Source organism: Devosia neptuniae (assembly GCF_025452235.1).
Taxonomy (GTDB): domain Bacteria; phylum Pseudomonadota; class Alphaproteobacteria; order Rhizobiales; family Devosiaceae; genus Devosia.
Map to the genome: position 1 here is coordinate 3,618,052 of NZ_CP104965.1, position 14,867 is coordinate 3,632,918.

General features: G+C 62.9%; 17 protein-coding genes and 1 tRNA gene. 6 read left to right on the forward strand and 12 right to left on the reverse strand.

The genetic code is table 11. The annotated features are described in order from the left end of the window. Position 1 precedes the first annotated feature (1 nt). The 3 genes from N8A98_RS20525 to N8A98_RS20535 are packed head-to-tail and all read left to right on the forward strand — an operon-like array spanning position 2 to position 2,686. Positions 2-1,141, forward strand: coding sequence for a branched-chain amino acid ABC transporter permease (locus N8A98_RS20525; protein WP_262168127.1), 1,140 nt, complete (start codon positions 2-4; stop codon positions 1,139-1,141). 10 nt (positions 1,142-1,151) lie between these two features. Beyond that, positions 1,152-1,916: an ABC transporter ATP-binding protein gene (locus N8A98_RS20530; protein WP_113120707.1), complete on the forward strand. Its 765-nt coding sequence runs from the start codon at positions 1,152-1,154 to the stop codon at positions 1,914-1,916. 14 nt (positions 1,917-1,930) lie between these two features. Beyond that, the gene (locus tag N8A98_RS20535) at positions 1,931-2,686 is read left to right on the forward strand and encodes an ABC transporter ATP-binding protein (RefSeq protein WP_262172089.1); all 756 of its coding nucleotides are present in this window, start codon (positions 1,931-1,933) and stop codon (positions 2,684-2,686) included. Between the two features lie 85 nt (positions 2,687-2,771). Here the strand turns inward: N8A98_RS20535 and N8A98_RS20540 are convergent, their stop codons facing one another. From N8A98_RS20540 to N8A98_RS20575, 8 genes are all read right to left on the reverse strand, one after another. After that, the gene (locus tag N8A98_RS20540; RefSeq protein ID WP_262168129.1) at positions 2,772-3,533 is read right to left on the reverse strand and encodes a LamB/YcsF family protein; all 762 of its coding nucleotides are present in this window, start codon (positions 3,531-3,533) and stop codon (positions 2,772-2,774) included. Further along, entirely contained in the window at positions 3,530-4,435 is a 906-nt protein-coding gene (locus N8A98_RS20545) for a 5-oxoprolinase subunit C family protein (protein WP_262168131.1), read from the reverse strand. Before N8A98_RS20545 ends, N8A98_RS20540 begins: the two co-directional genes overlap by 4 nt. Then, on the reverse strand, positions 4,432-5,112 hold the full coding sequence (locus tag N8A98_RS20550) for a 5-oxoprolinase subunit B family protein (protein WP_262168132.1): 681 nt from the start codon (positions 5,110-5,112) through the stop codon (positions 4,432-4,434). The genes N8A98_RS20545 and N8A98_RS20550 overlap by 4 nt, the downstream gene beginning before the upstream one ends. A gap of 155 nt (positions 5,113-5,267) precedes the next feature. Beyond that, entirely contained in the window at positions 5,268-5,444 is a 177-nt protein-coding gene (locus N8A98_RS20555) for a hypothetical protein (RefSeq protein ID WP_160172770.1), read from the reverse strand. A 119-nt stretch (positions 5,445-5,563) separates the two neighbouring features. Continuing rightward, positions 5,564-5,770: a hypothetical protein gene (locus N8A98_RS20560; RefSeq protein WP_262168136.1), complete on the reverse strand. Its 207-nt coding sequence runs from the start codon at positions 5,768-5,770 to the stop codon at positions 5,564-5,566. Between the two features lie 53 nt (positions 5,771-5,823). After that, positions 5,824-5,913: transfer RNA gene (locus tag N8A98_RS20565), tRNA-Ser, on the reverse strand. A 38-nt stretch (positions 5,914-5,951) separates the two neighbouring features. Continuing rightward, positions 5,952-6,923 carry a quinone oxidoreductase family protein gene (locus N8A98_RS20570; protein ID WP_262168138.1) on the reverse strand — a complete coding sequence of 324 codons (972 nt, stop codon included), beginning with the start codon at positions 6,921-6,923 and terminating at the stop codon, positions 5,952-5,954. Next, the gene (locus tag N8A98_RS20575; RefSeq protein ID WP_315974521.1) at positions 6,920-7,810 is read right to left on the reverse strand and encodes a TerC family protein; all 891 of its coding nucleotides are present in this window, start codon (positions 7,808-7,810) and stop codon (positions 6,920-6,922) included. Before N8A98_RS20575 ends, N8A98_RS20570 begins: the two co-directional genes overlap by 4 nt. Positions 7,811-7,983: 173 nt before the next feature. Between N8A98_RS20575 and N8A98_RS20580 the strand changes: the two genes are divergently transcribed. From N8A98_RS20580 to N8A98_RS20590, 3 genes are read left to right on the forward strand one after another with little or no spacing between them, the layout of a single operon-like run. Further along, positions 7,984-8,436, forward strand: a complete 453-nt coding sequence (locus N8A98_RS20580) for a YeeE/YedE family protein (RefSeq protein ID WP_262168139.1) — start codon at positions 7,984-7,986, stop codon at positions 8,434-8,436. Next, positions 8,436-8,900 carry a DUF6691 family protein gene (locus N8A98_RS20585; protein ID WP_262168142.1) on the forward strand — a complete coding sequence of 155 codons (465 nt, stop codon included), beginning with the start codon at positions 8,436-8,438 and terminating at the stop codon, positions 8,898-8,900. Before N8A98_RS20580 ends, N8A98_RS20585 begins: the two co-directional genes overlap by 1 nt. Continuing rightward, the gene (locus N8A98_RS20590; RefSeq protein ID WP_262168144.1) at positions 8,897-10,060 is read left to right on the forward strand and encodes an FAD-dependent monooxygenase; all 1,164 of its coding nucleotides are present in this window, start codon (positions 8,897-8,899) and stop codon (positions 10,058-10,060) included. The genes N8A98_RS20585 and N8A98_RS20590 overlap by 4 nt, the downstream gene beginning before the upstream one ends. A gap of 54 nt (positions 10,061-10,114) precedes the next feature. Here the strand turns inward: N8A98_RS20590 and N8A98_RS20595 are convergent, their stop codons facing one another. The 4 genes from N8A98_RS20595 to N8A98_RS20610 form a co-directional block, all read right to left on the reverse strand. Further along, on the reverse strand, positions 10,115-10,441 hold the full coding sequence (locus N8A98_RS20595) for an invasion associated locus B family protein (protein ID WP_262168145.1): 327 nt from the start codon (positions 10,439-10,441) through the stop codon (positions 10,115-10,117). After that, a complete protein-coding gene (locus N8A98_RS20600) occupies positions 10,372-10,881 on the reverse strand; it encodes an invasion associated locus B family protein (protein ID WP_262168147.1) in 510 nt (169 codons plus the stop codon). The genes N8A98_RS20595 and N8A98_RS20600 overlap by 70 nt, the downstream gene beginning before the upstream one ends. A 145-nt stretch (positions 10,882-11,026) precedes the next feature. Beyond that, complete coding sequence (mfd, locus tag N8A98_RS20605; protein ID WP_262168148.1) at positions 11,027-14,515, reverse strand: transcription-repair coupling factor; 3,489 nt, start codon at positions 14,513-14,515, stop codon at positions 11,027-11,029. Further along, positions 14,512-14,790 (reverse strand): FAD assembly factor SdhE, encoded by a 279-nt coding sequence (locus N8A98_RS20610; RefSeq protein ID WP_262168150.1) that lies wholly within the window; start codon positions 14,788-14,790, stop codon positions 14,512-14,514. The genes mfd and N8A98_RS20610 overlap by 4 nt, the downstream gene beginning before the upstream one ends. Between the last annotated feature and the right edge of the window lie 77 nt (positions 14,791-14,867).

Consider the following 14,867-nt stretch of genomic DNA (forward strand, 5'->3'; position numbering starts at 1 on the left):
TATGCTGGTGATATCCCGCAAGGACCTGCTGCTGTTCCTCGGCTTCGCAATCGTCGTGCTCGCCATGCCGATCTGGCTGCAACCGTTCGGCGCCGCCTATCCCGACCTGTTGAACCGCTTCACCATCTTTGCCATCTTCGCGGTGGGCTTCAATATCCTGTTCGGCCTCACCGGCTATCTCAGTTTCGGCCATGCGGCGTTTTTCGGCATCGGCTCCTATGCGGCGGTCTGGTCGTTCAAACTGCTCAGCATGGACGCCGTGCCGGCGATGATCTTTGCCATCGTCATCTCGGGCCTGTTTGCCCTTGCCATCGGCTTTGTGAGCCTGCGGCGCTCAGGGATCTATTTCTCCATCCTGACGCTGGCCTTTGCGCAGATGAGCTACAATCTGGCTTATTCGGTGCTGACGCCGATCACCAATGGCGAGACCGGGCTGCAGCTCACGCTGGCCGATCCGCGTTATCTCGATCGCGCTTTCTCGGCGGCGCCTGCGGGCCTGCCCTCGCCCACTTTGTTCGGGGCCCCGCTCACCGGGTATGCCGGGTTCTACTTCTGCGCCGGCTTCCTCATCATCGCCTTTTTCATCGCCCAGCGCATCACGGGCTCGCCCTTCGGGATGATGCTCAAGGGCATCAAGTCCAACCAGACGCGCATGAACTATACCGGCTTCAACACCAAGCCTTATACGCTCGCCGCCTTCGTGATTTCGGGCATGTATGCAGGTCTGGCTGGCGCCCTGCTCGCCATCACCGATCCATTGGCCGGCGCCGAGCGCATGCAATGGACCGCCTCGGGCGAAGTCGTGCTGATGACCATCCTGGGCGGCGCGGGGACACTTGTCGGGCCGGTGATCGGCGCCTGGCTGATCAAATATTTCGAGAACATCTTCTCGGCCATCAATGACGGCATTCTCATGCGTTTCTTCGCCTTCCTGCCCGATGGAGCCGATCATGTGGCGGTTACTATCGCCAGCAAGTTCGTGGGCGAAGGCTGGTTCCTGACGCTGGGTCTGGTCTTCGTGCTCATCGTGGTCTTCCTGCCCGGCGGCATCATGGAGGGCGTGCGGCGCATCGCGGCGCTGTTCAACCGCTCTCCCAAAAAGCCACGGCATACGCCCGCCCAAGTGCAGCCCGCAGAATAGGACCAGACCGATGACCAATCCCAATGTCGTTCTGCACGTTGCCGATGTTCACAAGCGCTTCGGGGGCCTGCATGCCCTGGCTGATATCGATTTGCAGGTCGAGGAGGGCCAGACCCACGCCATTATCGGCCCCAATGGCGCGGGCAAATCCACCCTGCTCAATGTCATCATCGGCAAGCTGGCGCCGACCAGCGGCACCGTGGTGTTCGATGGCGCGATCCTCACCGGTCGCAAGCCATTCGAGATCAACCAGCTCGGCATCGCCCGGGTGTTCCAGACGCCGGAGATCTTTTCGGACCTCAGCGTGTTGCACAATGTGATGATCCCCGCGCTCGCCAAACGCGATGGCGCGTTCAAGCTCAACATGTTGCGCGCACTCGATAGTGAGACCGGCATCCGCGCCGAGGCGCAGGACATGCTGGAAGATGTGGGCATGACCAGCAGCCGCGATATGGCCGCCGGCAGCCTCAGCCGTGGCGACAAGCGCCGGATGGAACTGGCCATGTGCCTGATCCAGCATCCACGCCTGTTGCTGCTGGATGAACCCACCGCCGGCATGAGCCGCCACGACACCAATACGACCATCGAATTGCTCAAGAAGATCAAAAGCCGCGGCATGACCAAGGTGATCATCGAACACGACATGCATGTGGTGTTTTCGCTGGCCGACAAGATTTCCGTGCTGGCGCAGGGCCGCATCATTGCCGATGGCACGCCCGATCAGGTGCGGGGCAATCCAAAGGTGCAGGAAGCCTACCTCGGAGGGACCCATTGATGAGTGCAATCGCCATGGAGACCCAAATTCTCGGCAATAGCCAGGCCGCAAGTATCGAGACCACGCGGCCGTTCTTTTCGGTGCGCGACATGCACGCCTATTATGGCGAGAGCTATATCGTGCAGGGCATTTCGCTCGATGTGCGGCAAGGCGAAATCCTGGCCCTATTGGGCCGCAACGGCGCGGGCAAGACCTCGACGCTGCGCACCATTGCCCGCACCGATGATCCGCAGATGCGGCAGGGTGAAATCTGGCTGGATGGCAAGCCCATCCACCAGATGAAGAGCTTTGAGGCTGCGCGGGCGGGCATTCAGTTAGTGCCCGAGGATCGGCGCATCATTGCGGGCCTGACGGTCGAGGAGAATATCGCCCTCGCCAAGGTTGCGCCCGGCAATGGCTGGAGCTTTGAGCAGATTTACCAGAGCTTCCCCCGGCTTGCCGAACGCCGCAAACAGGACGGCGCGACACTGTCCGGCGGCGAGCAGCAAATGCTGGCCATCGCCCGGGCGCTGGCGCGCGACCTCAAGCTGCTCTTGCTCGACGAGCCTTATGAGGGGCTGGCGCCAGTGATCGTGCAGGAGATCGAACGGATCCTGCATTCGATCAAGCCGCTGGGCATTACCACGATCATTGTCGAGCAGAACGCCGTCGCGGCCCTCAAGCTGGCCGACCGGGCTGTGATCCTCGATACCGGCGAAGTCGCCTTTTCCGGCACGGCCAAGGAGGTGTTGGACAATACCGAACTGCGCCACGAATATCTGGCCATCTGATTTCGGCCACGAGCTACCCTGGGTCTTTCGACCCAAAGGCATTCCGCCGATTTCACCTCTCCCATAGGGAGGCCCAGGGTAAACTTTACGCAGTGGGCGGCTCGGGGGGCTCCGCCGCGATTTCGATCCCCTCGCCTTCGAGCGCATCGCGCACTTCGCGCGCCAGATCGACCGCGCCAGGCGTGTCGCCATGAAGGCATATCGAGCGGGCGGAGGATTTCAGCACCGTGCCGTCGATGGCAACCAGCTCGCCCTTTTGCGCCAGGCGCAGGCAACGCTCGATCACCGCGTCCGTGTCGTGCAACACGGCGCCCTCCTGGTTGCGGGGCACCAACAGGCCTTCAGCCGTATAGGCCCGGTCGGCATAGGCTTCGCGGATCAGCGGCATGCCGACGGCTTTGGCGGCCCGCACCTGCTGGCTATTGTCGAGCGCCAGCACCGCCATTTTGGGATTCATCGCCTGAATGGTGGAGAATATGCCGACGGCGAAAGCCAATTCCTCGGCCGTCTGGTTTGCCAGCGCGCCATGCAGCTTCACATAGGAGAGCGGCACGCCAACTTCGTCGGCGATGAACCGCACGAGGAAGAGTTGCGAGCGAATCTGGCCGAGCAATTGATCGAGCGGCATGACAATGCGGAAGCGGCCGAAGCGTTTGGGATCGGCATAGCCGGGATGGGCCCCTGCCCGCACGCCGCGCCCCTTGCAGATTTTGAGGATGTGCCGAATGGTCGGCGCATCGCCCGCATGGCCGCCACAGGCTATCGACGCGCTGGAGACAATGGCCAGCAGGTCCTCGTCGGTCCCCATGCCTTCGCCCAGGTCAGCATTGAGATCGATACTGGTCATTGCGCGCCGCTCCTCAGCAATTGGTGCGCATGGTCCACGTTGATGGACTGGAAAGCAACCGGGGCACCCGGTCGCAGCTGCGCGAAGCGGTCGAGATCGACGCTTGCGATAGTGGCGATGCGCGGATAGCCGCCAGTGGGCTGATGATCGCGCATCAAGACGACGGGCGTGCCATCGCCCATGATCTGGATATCGCCCGGCACCACGGCGTCGGACACCAGCGACAGAATTTTTGCCTTGGCGAATATGCCTGTTGGGTCGGTCAGGCGGACGCCCATGCGGTCCATCTGGGGTGCGATGGCGAAAGTGGCGGTGAGGAATTCTCGGCGGAGTGGGAGATCGAACATGTCGGCATGCAGGCCCCAGATGACGCGGATGGGGCCGTCATGGCGTCGGGGTTCGATGGCTGAGTCTTTCAACGACGAGCCGACGACTCCCAGAGTCAGCACGTCCCCGGCCTTCAGCGCGCGGCCATCCAGGCCACCGATCATCGCTCGCGTGCTGGTTGAGAGGCTTCCCATCACGACAGGCAGATCGAAATTGCGGTCGAAACGCAGATAGCCGTAATTGCCCCATTCGCCAGGGGTGATGGAGAGCTTGTCGCCGGCCTTCAGCTCGACGCGTCCAGGCCAAGCTAAAGGTGCACCGTTATGCGCGGCCCTGAAACTGCCGCCGGCCATGGCTGCAACGAAGCGACCCTTGCTGACCTCGATGTCGAGCCCTGCGGCGGTGAACTCGATGGCGGCATTGCTGTGAGCGCCGGCCAACGCGCCTGCATGCCGAAAAGCGCCGGCATCCATGGCGCCCGAGGCGCTGATGCCGTGGGGTAGCATGCCGAAGCGCCCTGCATCCTGAATGGTGCTGAGCGGGGCGGCCCGGCAAATGGTCAGAACTGGGCTCATGCCAGCGCCTCGAATACGAGCTGGTCACCGGGAGCGAGCGTGGTGGGTGGCAGCGCCGCAACGTCGAAATTTGCGAAATCAGTGTGGCCGATGACGTGCCAACCGGTGGGGATTTCGGTTGCCGCGATAGCGGTCTGCCCGGCGGCGAAGAGGACGCTGCCCTTGGGCACTGACCGGCGCACAACGCTGCGGCGCGGCAGCACCAGGGTTTCGGGGTGAAAGCCGCAATAGACGAAGCCCGGCGCGAAACCGGTGGCGAGGACGCGTAGCGTAGTGGCGTTATGTGCTGCCACGAAGGCGTCAGCCGTCAGGCCCAAAGCCGCCGCCACCTCATCGAGGTCAGGACCGGCTTCGCCACCGAAATGGGTGGGAATGATCCTCGTCGGCGGCGATGTAACCTCATCCACCGAAAGCCCGAACAATCGCAGCCGCACTTCGCCCATGAGTGTATTCAACGCGACAGTCCTGGGATCGTAGCGCAACAGCACGGAAACCAGGCTCGGCATCACTTCGACCACACCGGGCACGGGATCGCGGGCAAGCGCTTGCGCACAGGCAATCGCAGTCCAATTGGCCTGGTCGGTCAAGGAGGTTGCAAAGCGGATCAGCAGGGCTGCATCGCCAAGAGGCAGCAGCGTGGGCGGGGGCAGTATCGGTAAAGGGGCCGGGCCGGCCATGGCACAGCTTCCTGCATGGGGCCGGTCCTGTCGGACCTGCCCGGATGGGTCAACCCGGTCAATTGGGGCGAAGGCTCTGCTTGCCCCCGGAAGACCGTTTGTTCACGCCAGTACCCAAGGGCACCAGCCAGATATGACCGGCCGGGCTTGCCCGGTCAGTTCGGATCCCTGCCGTCCTGTTCGACCACAGCATCAAACAATTGCCGGGCCTGCCCAGCACCAATCGCCTCGATGGCGACAGCTGCTATGGCGGCGAACAGTTCCGCGATTTCCTGGGGGTCGGTGATTTCGGCATCGTCGTCTTCAGCATCAGCGTTGATCAGAGTAAACACAATAACGCGCCTCCAAAGTAGCCAACGGATCGATTGTGACGCGATTCCCCTTACAGATTGAATAATAGAAATTCGCCCATGCCCATCCGGCGGGCAATTGCCAGAAACGGCAGCGGAGCTTACTCTTCGCCCGCTTCGAGCTTCTCCAGATAAGATTCGATATCTTCCAGCGTTGCCGAAAACGGCAGCGGCATGTGGCCATAAATGACCTTGAAGCTCTCATCGTCCCTGATGGCGTGACCGCCCTTGCCCTGCTTGGCCGTGAGCTTTTCCGCCGTCAGAATGGTCAGGCCATAGCGTCCTGCGGTCCGCTTCAGGCGGCGCATTCGCGATGCTTCGAATTCCTTGCGGCTCACTGTTTGACCTTCTTGAGAGAATTTGGCGGGTAGGGAGGGATTCGAACCCCCGGAACGCTTGCACGTTCGCCGGTTTTCAAGACCGGAGCAATCAACCGCTCTGCCACCTACCCGTTGGAGGTCAGCGTTTAGCGGTTGATCGCAAAACTGTCTAGGGCAGTAACACGACCGAGCCGGTGGTCTGCCGCCCTTCGAGGGCACGATGGGCTTCGGCGGCGTCCTTGAGGGCAAAGGTCTGGTTGACCGCCACCTTGATCTTGCCGCTGGCAACCGCTTCGAACAAGGCACCGGCCGCCACAACGAGCGCGGAACGTTCGGCGACATAGTGAGCGGTGGTCGGCCGGGTCACATAGAGCGAGCCCTTGCGCGAGAGCACGGTCAGATCGGGAATCGACACCACGCCCGAGGCATTGCCGAAGCTGACCATCAGGCCGCGCGGGCGCAGGCAATCGAGCGATTTGTCGAAAGTGGATTTACCCACACCGTCATAAACCACATCGACGCCCCTGCCCCCGGTCAGTTCCTTGACCCGCTCGGCAAAGTCCTCGGTGGTATAGTTGATTACGGCATCGCAGCCATTTTCGAGCGCCAGCGCCACTTTCTCAGCGCTGCCCGCCGTACCGATGACCCTGGCGCCAAGTGACTTGGCCCATTGCGTGGCGATCTGCCCCACGCCACCGGCTGCGGCATGCCACAAAATGGTTTCGCCGGCAGCCAGCGGCCAGGTCTGAAACAGCAGGTAATAGGCGGTGAGGCCCTTGAGCATGATGGCGGCGGCGACCTGGTCATCCACGCCATCGGGAATGGCGACGATGCGCTCGGCATTCAGCAGCCGCTCGGTGGCATAGGCGCCGATCTGTCCCTGATAGGCGACGCGATCGCCGACGCTGAACTCGGTGACGCCCTCGCCCAGCGCCGTCACCACGCCCGCGCCTTCACTGCCGGCAACAAAGGGCAGCTTTTGCGGGTAAAGACCCGACCGCTGATAGGTATCGATGAAGTTGAGCCCGACGGCGGTCTGCCTTACCGCAACCTGCCCCGGCCCAGGAGCGGCCAGCGGCCACTCCTCGTAGCTCAGAACTTCGGGGCCGCCATGCTGATGGACGACGATTGCCTGGCTCATGACTTGGGTACCTTGGGCTTGCGCGGTGCCGATTTCGGCCGCGACTGCGCCTTGGCGGTCGGCGTGGCCTTGGTGCGCGGCTTGGCGGCAGCGGCGCCGGTCTGCGCGGCAATGGCACCGGTAGCGCCGGTAAAGGGCGCGACCGGCTTGGGAGCGTGCCCGCCCTTGTTAACCCGGCGCTGCTTGGCGAAAATATTGACCGCCTCGACCAGCACCGAGAAGGCCATGGCCGAATAGATATAGCCCTTGGGGATGTGGAAGCCCAAGCCATCGGCCACCAGCGTCACGCCGATCAGCAGCAGGAAGGCCAATGCCAGCATTTTGGTGGTGGGGTGGTCGGCCACGAATTTGGCGATGGGACCGGATGCTACGAACATCACAGCGACGGCGACCAGCACGGCCGCAACCATCACGACCACCTGGTCGGGCGGCACCATGCCCACGGCGGTGATGATCGAATCGATGGAGAACACCATATCGATCACGACGATCTGCAGGATAATCGCCTGCAAGGTCGCCTTGGCCTTCTCCTTAAGGTCCAGTTCGTGCGGCTCTTCGATGGCCGCGTGCATTTCGTGGGTAGCCTTGTAGATCAGGAACGCGCCACCAGCGATCAGGATCAAGTCCTTCCACGACAGGGCGAGCCCGAACAGGGTGACTACCGGGTCCTGCAATTGCACGATCACGCTGATCAGCAGCAGCAGGATGATGCGGAACACCAGCGCCAGGCCAATGCCGAGCTTGCGGGCAAATTCGGCCTGCTCGCGCGGCAGGCGCGAGACGAGCACGGAAATGAATACGATATTGTCGATGCCCAGCACGATCTCCATGACCGTCAGGGTTGCAAAGGCGATCCACACATTGGGATCGGCCAATAGCTCAAGCATTTCCGGCTCCGTTCCGAGTCTTTGATCGCAATATACTTATGCGGTGTGCCCGCAGGGGGGAAGGCAGCATGGCCGCGATTTTCTCTGCGGCAGAAAGCGCATGGCGGTGTGCTGGTCTGCATGAGGGGCGCGGTGATAGTCTGGCTGTCCAAACAGCTTTGCGAGTCATAGCCATGGAATCGTTTACCCCGCTTTCGGCTGCCATTGGCGGCGCGCTCATCGGCCTTGCGGCCGCCGTGCTGTGGCTCGGCAATGGCCGCATCGCCGGAATTGCCGGCATTTTCGGGAATTTGCTGCCCGCATCGCATAATGCGCTGTGGCGGCTTGTGTTCCTCGTCTGCCTGATATTGGGGGCGTTTGCCACGGCGCGGTTCTTGCCCGGGCTAGGTGCCGGCGGGGTCGACCCAGTCCGCCTGGTCGAAGCGCCGGCCGCCTGGGGCGTTCCAACCCCGATCTGGCTCGCCATTGCCGGCTTGCTCACCGGCCTGGGCACCAGAATTGGCAATGGCTGCACCTCCGGCCACGGGGTGTGCGGGCTGGCGCGACTGTCCGTGCGTTCGCTGGTTGCTGTCGGCGTGTTCTTCGGCGTCGCCATCATCACCGTCACCATTACGGGGATCGTCTGATGTCCGGCTTCAAGCTGCCCTATCTCGCAACAGCGGCGTTCAGCGGCGTGCTGTTTGGCACCGGGCTTTACGTCTCGCAGATGGTCAATCCGCTCAAAGTCCTGCGCTTTCTCGATTTCACCGCCATCCCCACGGGCGGCTGGGACCCCAGCCTGGCTTTCGTGATGGTTCCGGCCGTCCTCGTCATGTTCATTGCCGTGCGCCTCGGCAAGCACAGACAAGCGCCATTGTTCGATACGCGATTTCATGAACCGGCATCCAAGGCGATCGACACGCGATTGGTCGGCGGCGCAGCGCTGTTTGGCGTCGGCTGGGGCATGTCGGGCATTTGCCCCGGCCCCGCGATCTCGCTACTCGCCTTCATGCCCGACAATCTCTGGATATACCTCGTGGCGCTGGCGGTCGGCACCTGGGCCGGGAGCTTGGTCATGCCCCGCGCAACCCCTGCGGCGGTGACACAATGAGCGCCTATGACGCGGACGCCATCATCGTCGGCGGCGGCCTTGTTGGCGTTGCCACCGCGATTGCCGTGGCCAAGGCCGGGCTCAAGACCATCCACCTGGCACCAACCGGAGCACCGGACCGTCGCACCTCGGCGCTGATGATGCCCAGTGTGGATTATCTAATTGCGGCTGGGCTGATCGATGATCCCGCCGATATCGGCCATCCCCTGACCCAAATCCGCATCATCGACGCCACCGGCCGGCTCATTCGTGCGCCGGAGGCGCTGTTCGATGCGCAGGAAGCCGGGCTCTCGGCCTTTGGCTGGAACTTCGCCAATGCCCGCCTGCTGGAGCGATTCCACAGCGTGGCGGCAACCCTCGATGGGCTCGAAACCCGCAATATGGGCGCCACGGCGTTTGCCGCCGGTGACGTGGGTGGAACGCTGACACTAGCCGATGGCAGTACGCTCTCGGCGCCGCTGATTATCGGCGCGGATGGCAAGTCGTCGCTCGTTCGCTCCGCGGCGGGGTTTCCGATCCACGAACACCAGTTCGAACAGGCGGCTTTGGTCTGCGATCTCGATCTCGGTCGCCCCATTGGCGGCACGTCCATCGAGTTTCACTATCCCGATGGCCCCTTCACCCTGGTTCCGGCCGGCGACGCGCGGGCCAACCTCGTCTGGATCGATGAGCGGGCGACGCTGGAGGCCGCCCGTAGCAGTGGGCCGGAGGCGCTAGCAAAACTCTTTGCAGAGAAGTCGCAACGCCTGTTTGGCAGCATCCAGCTGGTCACGCCAACCCATGTCTTCCCGCTCAGCACGCTCAGCGTCAGCAAGCCTGGCAGGCAGGGTGTGGTGCTGGTGGGTGAAGCGGCACACGCCTTCCCGCCCATCGGCGCCCAGGGTCTTAACCTGGGCCTGCGCGATGTGGCTGATTTGGCCGGCGCCTTGCAGGGCGTGGATCGAACCCAACGGGATTGGGCCGACAAAGCCAGCGAGAGCTATGCCAGCCTGCGCGCCGGCGATCTGGCCCGCACCGGCACCATGGTCGACGCGCTGTTCCGCTCGCTGCTGGCCGATATGTTGCCGGCCCAAGGGCTGCGTGCCGGTGGGCTATGGGCGTTGCGCCTGCTGCCGGCCTTGCGGAAGCAGGCCTTCACCATCGGCATGGGCAATCGCTGAAAAAGCAAAGGGCGCGGTTTCCCGCGCCCTTCAAATTCTATTTCGCTTTAGCGCTTACGGCGTAGCTGGAGCCGGAGCCGGAGCGGCGCCTTCGGCCGGCGGGGTTGCGCCAGCGGCCGGAGGCGTCTCGCCATTGAGCTGCTTGCGCAGTTCTTCGGCACGATCCTGCAGCACCTGCTCGAGAGCATTGGAGCCGCTGGTTTCCTGACGGAACTGGTCGAAGGTCAGTGCAGCGTCGCCATCATAAGTCGAGGTGAAACCGGCCAGGTTGATCTCGATGGTGAGATCTTCGTTCTGACGGTTCTTGGCGGTCAGCTTGAGCGTGCCCCCTTCTTGAGCGAATTCACATACTGCTCGTTGATCACCAACTGGGTGGCGCACGAGGTGGGGTCGCACAGCATATAGGGCACGCGGATCGGCTTGGCGCCGTCGATCTGCCAGGTCAGGCCGAACGGCAGCAGCACGCCGAGCGGAACGGCGGCAACGGCGAGCAGGCGGCTTTCCTGGCCCGGATCGTCGCGCAGCAGGAACGAGCCGAGGAACTGGCCATTGGCCAGCACGACCTGGCGCATGATGCAGGCCTTCTGCCCATCGGGCAGCGGATCGCAAACCTTGAGCCAGTTCTGGCTCGCTACGCCGGGAGGCGTGGCAGCGGGAGCAGCAGCACCATCGGCCGGGGGCGTCCCGGCAGCCGGAGCGGCCGGTGCCTCAGCGGCCGGCGCGGCCGGTGGCGGCGTGGTTTCCTGGGCGAAAGCCGACAACGGGGACAGCATCAGCGCGGCCGCCGCAAAACCGGCGACGAGGGGTTTCCTGAACTTCATAGAATATCCTTGGCTTCCTTGGCGGTCCCGGCGACGTTCTGTCACCATTAAAATTGAACTGCCCTTCAAGTGCTGAAATCGGGCAATAACATGACCGATTGTCATTGCCAAAGCATTATGGCCGCCCCTCATAACAAGGACTTGATCAAGCCGCATTTTCGGCCAGTTTCGCCATGCGCGACAATATTGCCGCGGCGCCCTTGAGACGGGCATCCGGCGTGGGCCAATTGCGGGCGAAGACCAGCTTCTGATCGGGCTTGATGCGGACCTGACTGGCCGGGTCCGAAACCAGCCTGACCAGCGCGGCAGGGTTGGGAAATTCGTTGTTGCGCAGGGTGATAACCGCGCCCTTGGGGCCGGCATCGACCTTTTCGACATTGGCCTGGCGGCACAAAGCCTTGACCAAGATCACCTTGAGCAAGGCCTCGACCTCTTCCGGCAAAGGCCCGAAGCGGTCGATCAATTCGGCGCCGGCGGCGTCGATGTCGCGAATATCGGTCAGATCGCCCAAGCGCCGGTAGAGCTGCATGCGCAATTGTAGATCGGGCACATAATGCTCGGGAATCATCACGGGCATGCCCAGCGAAATCTGCGGGCTCCACTCGTTTTTGTCCTCGTAGTCCTCATCGCCATTCTTGAGATTGGCGACCGCCTCTTCGAGCATGGCCTGATACAGCTCGTAGCCAACCTCGCGGATATGGCCCGATTGTTCGTCGCCCAGCAGGTTCCCTGCCCCGCGGATATCCAGATCATGACTGGCCAGCTGGAAACCTGCGCCCAGGCTTTCGAGCGATTGCAGCACGCCCAGCCGCCGCTCGGCGGTATCGGTCAGCTTCTTGTCCGCCGGCACGGTGAACAGCGCATAGGCGCGCGCCTTGGCCCGCCCGATTCGGCCACGGATCTGATAGAGCTGTGCCAGTCCAAAATGATCGGCGCGATGCACGATCAACGTATTGGCGTTGGGAATATCAAGCCCCGACTCGACGATGGTGGTGGCCACCAGCACGTCGAACTTGTTGTCGTAAAAGGCATTCATGATGTCATCGAGCTCGCCCGGCGGCATTTGCCCATTGGCGACCACGAAGCTGACTTCAGGCACCTGCGCCTTGAGGAAATCAGCGATCTCGTGCTGATCCTTGATGCGCGGCACGACATAAAAGCTCTGCCCGCCGCGATATTTTTCGCGCAGCAGCGCCTCGCGGATCGACAGCGGATCAAAGGGCGAAATGAAGGTACGGATCGCCAGCCGGTCGACCGGCGGCGTCGCCAGCAGCGACAGGTCGCGTACTCCGGTCAGCGCCATCTGCAAGGTGCGCGGAATCGGGGTCGCGGTCAGCGTCAACACGTGGACATTGGCCTTGAGCTCTTTGAGGCGCTCCTTGTGACCCACGCCGAAATGCTGCTCTTCGTCGATGATCAGCAGGCCCAAATCCCTGAATTTTATGGTCTTGCTGAGCAAAGCATGCGTGCCCACCACGATATCGACCTGGCCGTTATCGAGGCCTTCCTTGGTGGCCTTGAGTTCGGCGGCGCTCACCATGCGCGAGGCGTGGCGCACCCGCACCGGCAGGCCGGCAAAGCGCTCGGAGAAGGTCTTGAAATGCTGCCGGGCCAGCAGCGTCGTCGGCACGACAACGGCCACTTGCTTGCCCGAAAGGGCCACGGCAAAGGCTGCGCGCAGGGCCACTTCGGTCTTGCCGAAGCCAACGTCGCCGCAGACCAGCCGGTCCATGACCCGGCCCGAGGTCACGTCATCGAACACCGCCTCGATGGCGGCCATCTGGTCTTCGGTTTCCTCATAGGGGAAGCGCGCGGCGAATTCGTCATAGGCGCCGGGGTTGATCTCGACCACATCGGCGCGCGTAAGCAGCCGCGCCGCCGCGATCTTGATGAGCTGCTCCGCCATTTCGCGGATGCGCTTCTTGAGCCGTCCCTTCTTGGCCTGCCAGGCCACGCCGCCGAGCTTGTCGAGCGTGGCATTGGCGTCTTCGGCGCCATAACGGGTCAGCAGCTCGATATTTTCGACCGGCAGATAGAGCTTGGTATCGCCAGCATATTGCAGCTCGACGCATTCATGCGGCGCGCCGCCTGCCTCGATGACCTTGAGGCCGAGGAAGCGGCCGATACCGTGATCGACGTGCACCACCAGATCGCCGGCATTGAGGCTTGCTGCCTCGGTCAGTGCATCGCTGGCTTTCTTCTTGCGCTGCGGGCGCAGAATGCGTTCGCCAAGAATGTCCTGCTCGGAGAGCAGCAGCATGTCCTTGGTTTCAAAACCGGTTTCGAGCGGCAGCACGACCAGCGACGTCGTGGCGGCGCTGGTGGTCTCGGCATCGCGCCAGTTTTCCGCCAGCCGCGGATTGGTCAGGCCATGGTCCTTGAGCACCTGCACCATGCGGTCGCGGGTGCCCGTGCTCCAGCAGGCGACGACGGCGCGGCGGCCGCTGCGGCGCTCGGCCAGCAGGCGGTCAACAACGGACTGGAACAGATTGGTGTCGGTCGCCTGTCGCTCGGCGGCGAAGCTTGGAGCGATGTGGCCGCCAGCATCGTCCGATGCCTTGGTGCCGGGCGCTAGGAACTGACTGAGCTGGATGACCGAGGCGCCGGCCAGTGCATAGGGATGCTGATCGACAGCATACAGCAGTTCGGGCTTGACCGGCTTATAGGGCGCCCCTGCCCCGGCAACCACGGGCAGGAGCCGCGCCGCCTCGCGGGCTTCGTAATAGTCGCGCACCTGCGTCACGCGATCGGCATAGGCCTCGGCCGCCTGTTCATCGAACACGAAGGGCGCGTCGCCGACATAGTCGGCCAGTGTATCGAGATGTTCGTAGAAGAAGGGCAGCCAATGCTCGGTGCCCGAATAACGCGAACCGCCGCTGACCGAGGCATAGAGCGTGTCATCGACCGTGTTGCCGCCAAAGGTCGCCGTATAATTCTGGCGGAAGCGGCGGATGGTTTCCTCATTGAGCACGACTTCGCTCATCGGGGTGAGATCGACGCGCTTCAGCGTGCCCGTCGTGCGTTGGCTATCCGGATCGAAACTGCGGATCGATTCGAGTTGGCTGCCGAAAAAGTCAAAGCGCAGCGGCGCTTCGGCACTGGCCGGGAACAGATCGACCAACCCGCCGCGCACGGCATATTCGCCCGATTCCCGCACGGTCGGCACGCGCAGATAGCCATTCTTGGCCGCCCAGCCGATCAGCTTCTCGCTCTCGACGATGCGGCCGGAAACGGCCGAAAACGACATGGTCTCCACCACGTCGCGTGGCGGCACTTTCTGGATCAGCGCGTTGACCGCGGTCAGCACGATGGCGCCCTTGGCCGCGCCCGAAGTCAGCGCCGCCAGCGTGTTCATCCGCGCGGCAATAGTGACATTGTTGGGCGACACCCGATCATAGGGCAGACAGTCCCAGGCCGGCAGCGTCAGGATGGTGTGGCCGGGCAGCATGGCGGTGATGATATCGGCCATGCGCTGCAACCGCCGCCCGTCGCGCGCGACGAAGACAATGCTTGCTGCATCGTCCGGCGCGGCGCTCAGCCGCTGTTCCACCAGGCGCAACAGCACCATGGGCTGCATGCCATCGGGCACATTGGAGATGGTACGCGTAGGCCGCAGCGGCACGACTTCATTCATTTGGACACGCGCGCCTTGTGCTCCGCAATCACCCGGTCGAGCAGCGCGATATCAACATTGTCCGGCGGGACTTCCTGGCCCATGACCCATTTGAGCAGATGGGGATCCTCTTCCGCCATCAGCGTCTCAAGCCGATCCAGCTCGGCCTCATCCATGCCCTCGGTATGCTCATCGGCAAATGGCCCCAATACGAGGTCCATTTCCCGCGTGCCGCGATGCCATGCCCGATAGCGGATTTTCTTGCGGCGCATAGCAATGTCTTCACCGGCTGCCATTTGATGCGCCATGATTCCAAACTTCCCGATTTGTTCCCCTCTGTTTACGCGGAATGAGCCGGCTTGTCAGCCATCAA

Bases quoted from the DNA above. Each gene is read 5' to 3' on its own strand.
- N8A98_RS20525 (WP_262168127.1), top strand. From the start codon at position 2: ATGCTGGTGATATCCCGCAAGGACCTGCTGCTGTTCCTCGGCTTCGCA.
- N8A98_RS20530 (WP_113120707.1), top strand. From the start codon at position 1,152: ATGACCAATCCCAATGTCGTTCTGCACGTTGCCGATGTTCACAAGCGC.
- N8A98_RS20535 (WP_262172089.1), top strand. From the start codon at position 1,931: ATGGAGACCCAAATTCTCGGCAATAGCCAGGCCGCAAGTATCGAGACC.
- N8A98_RS20540 (WP_262168129.1), bottom strand. From the start codon at position 3,533: ATGACCAGTATCGATCTCAATGCTGACCTGGGCGAAGGCATGGGGACC.
- N8A98_RS20545 (WP_262168131.1), bottom strand. From the start codon at position 4,435: ATGAGCCCAGTTCTGACCATTTGCCGGGCCGCCCCGCTCAGCACCATT.
- N8A98_RS20550 (WP_262168132.1), bottom strand. From the start codon at position 5,112: ATGGCCGGCCCGGCCCCTTTACCGATACTGCCCCCGCCCACGCTGCTG.
- N8A98_RS20560 (WP_262168136.1), bottom strand. From the start codon at position 5,770: ATGCGCCGCCTGAAGCGGACCGCAGGACGCTATGGCCTGACCATTCTG.
- N8A98_RS20570 (WP_262168138.1), bottom strand. From the start codon at position 6,923: ATGAGCCAGGCAATCGTCGTCCATCAGCATGGCGGCCCCGAAGTTCTG.
- N8A98_RS20575 (WP_315974521.1), bottom strand. From the start codon at position 7,810: ATGCTTGAGCTATTGGCCGATCCCAATGTGTGGATCGCCTTTGCAACC.
- N8A98_RS20580 (WP_262168139.1), top strand. From the start codon at position 7,984: ATGGAATCGTTTACCCCGCTTTCGGCTGCCATTGGCGGCGCGCTCATC.
- N8A98_RS20585 (WP_262168142.1), top strand. From the start codon at position 8,436: ATGTCCGGCTTCAAGCTGCCCTATCTCGCAACAGCGGCGTTCAGCGGC.
- N8A98_RS20590 (WP_262168144.1), top strand. From the start codon at position 8,897: ATGAGCGCCTATGACGCGGACGCCATCATCGTCGGCGGCGGCCTTGTT.
- N8A98_RS20600 (WP_262168147.1), bottom strand. From the start codon at position 10,881: ATGAAGTTCAGGAAACCCCTCGTCGCCGGTTTTGCGGCGGCCGCGCTG.
- mfd (WP_262168148.1), bottom strand. From the start codon at position 14,515: ATGAATGAAGTCGTGCCGCTGCGGCCTACGCGTACCATCTCCAATGTG.
- N8A98_RS20610 (WP_262168150.1), bottom strand. From the start codon at position 14,790: ATGGCAGCCGGTGAAGACATTGCTATGCGCCGCAAGAAAATCCGCTAT.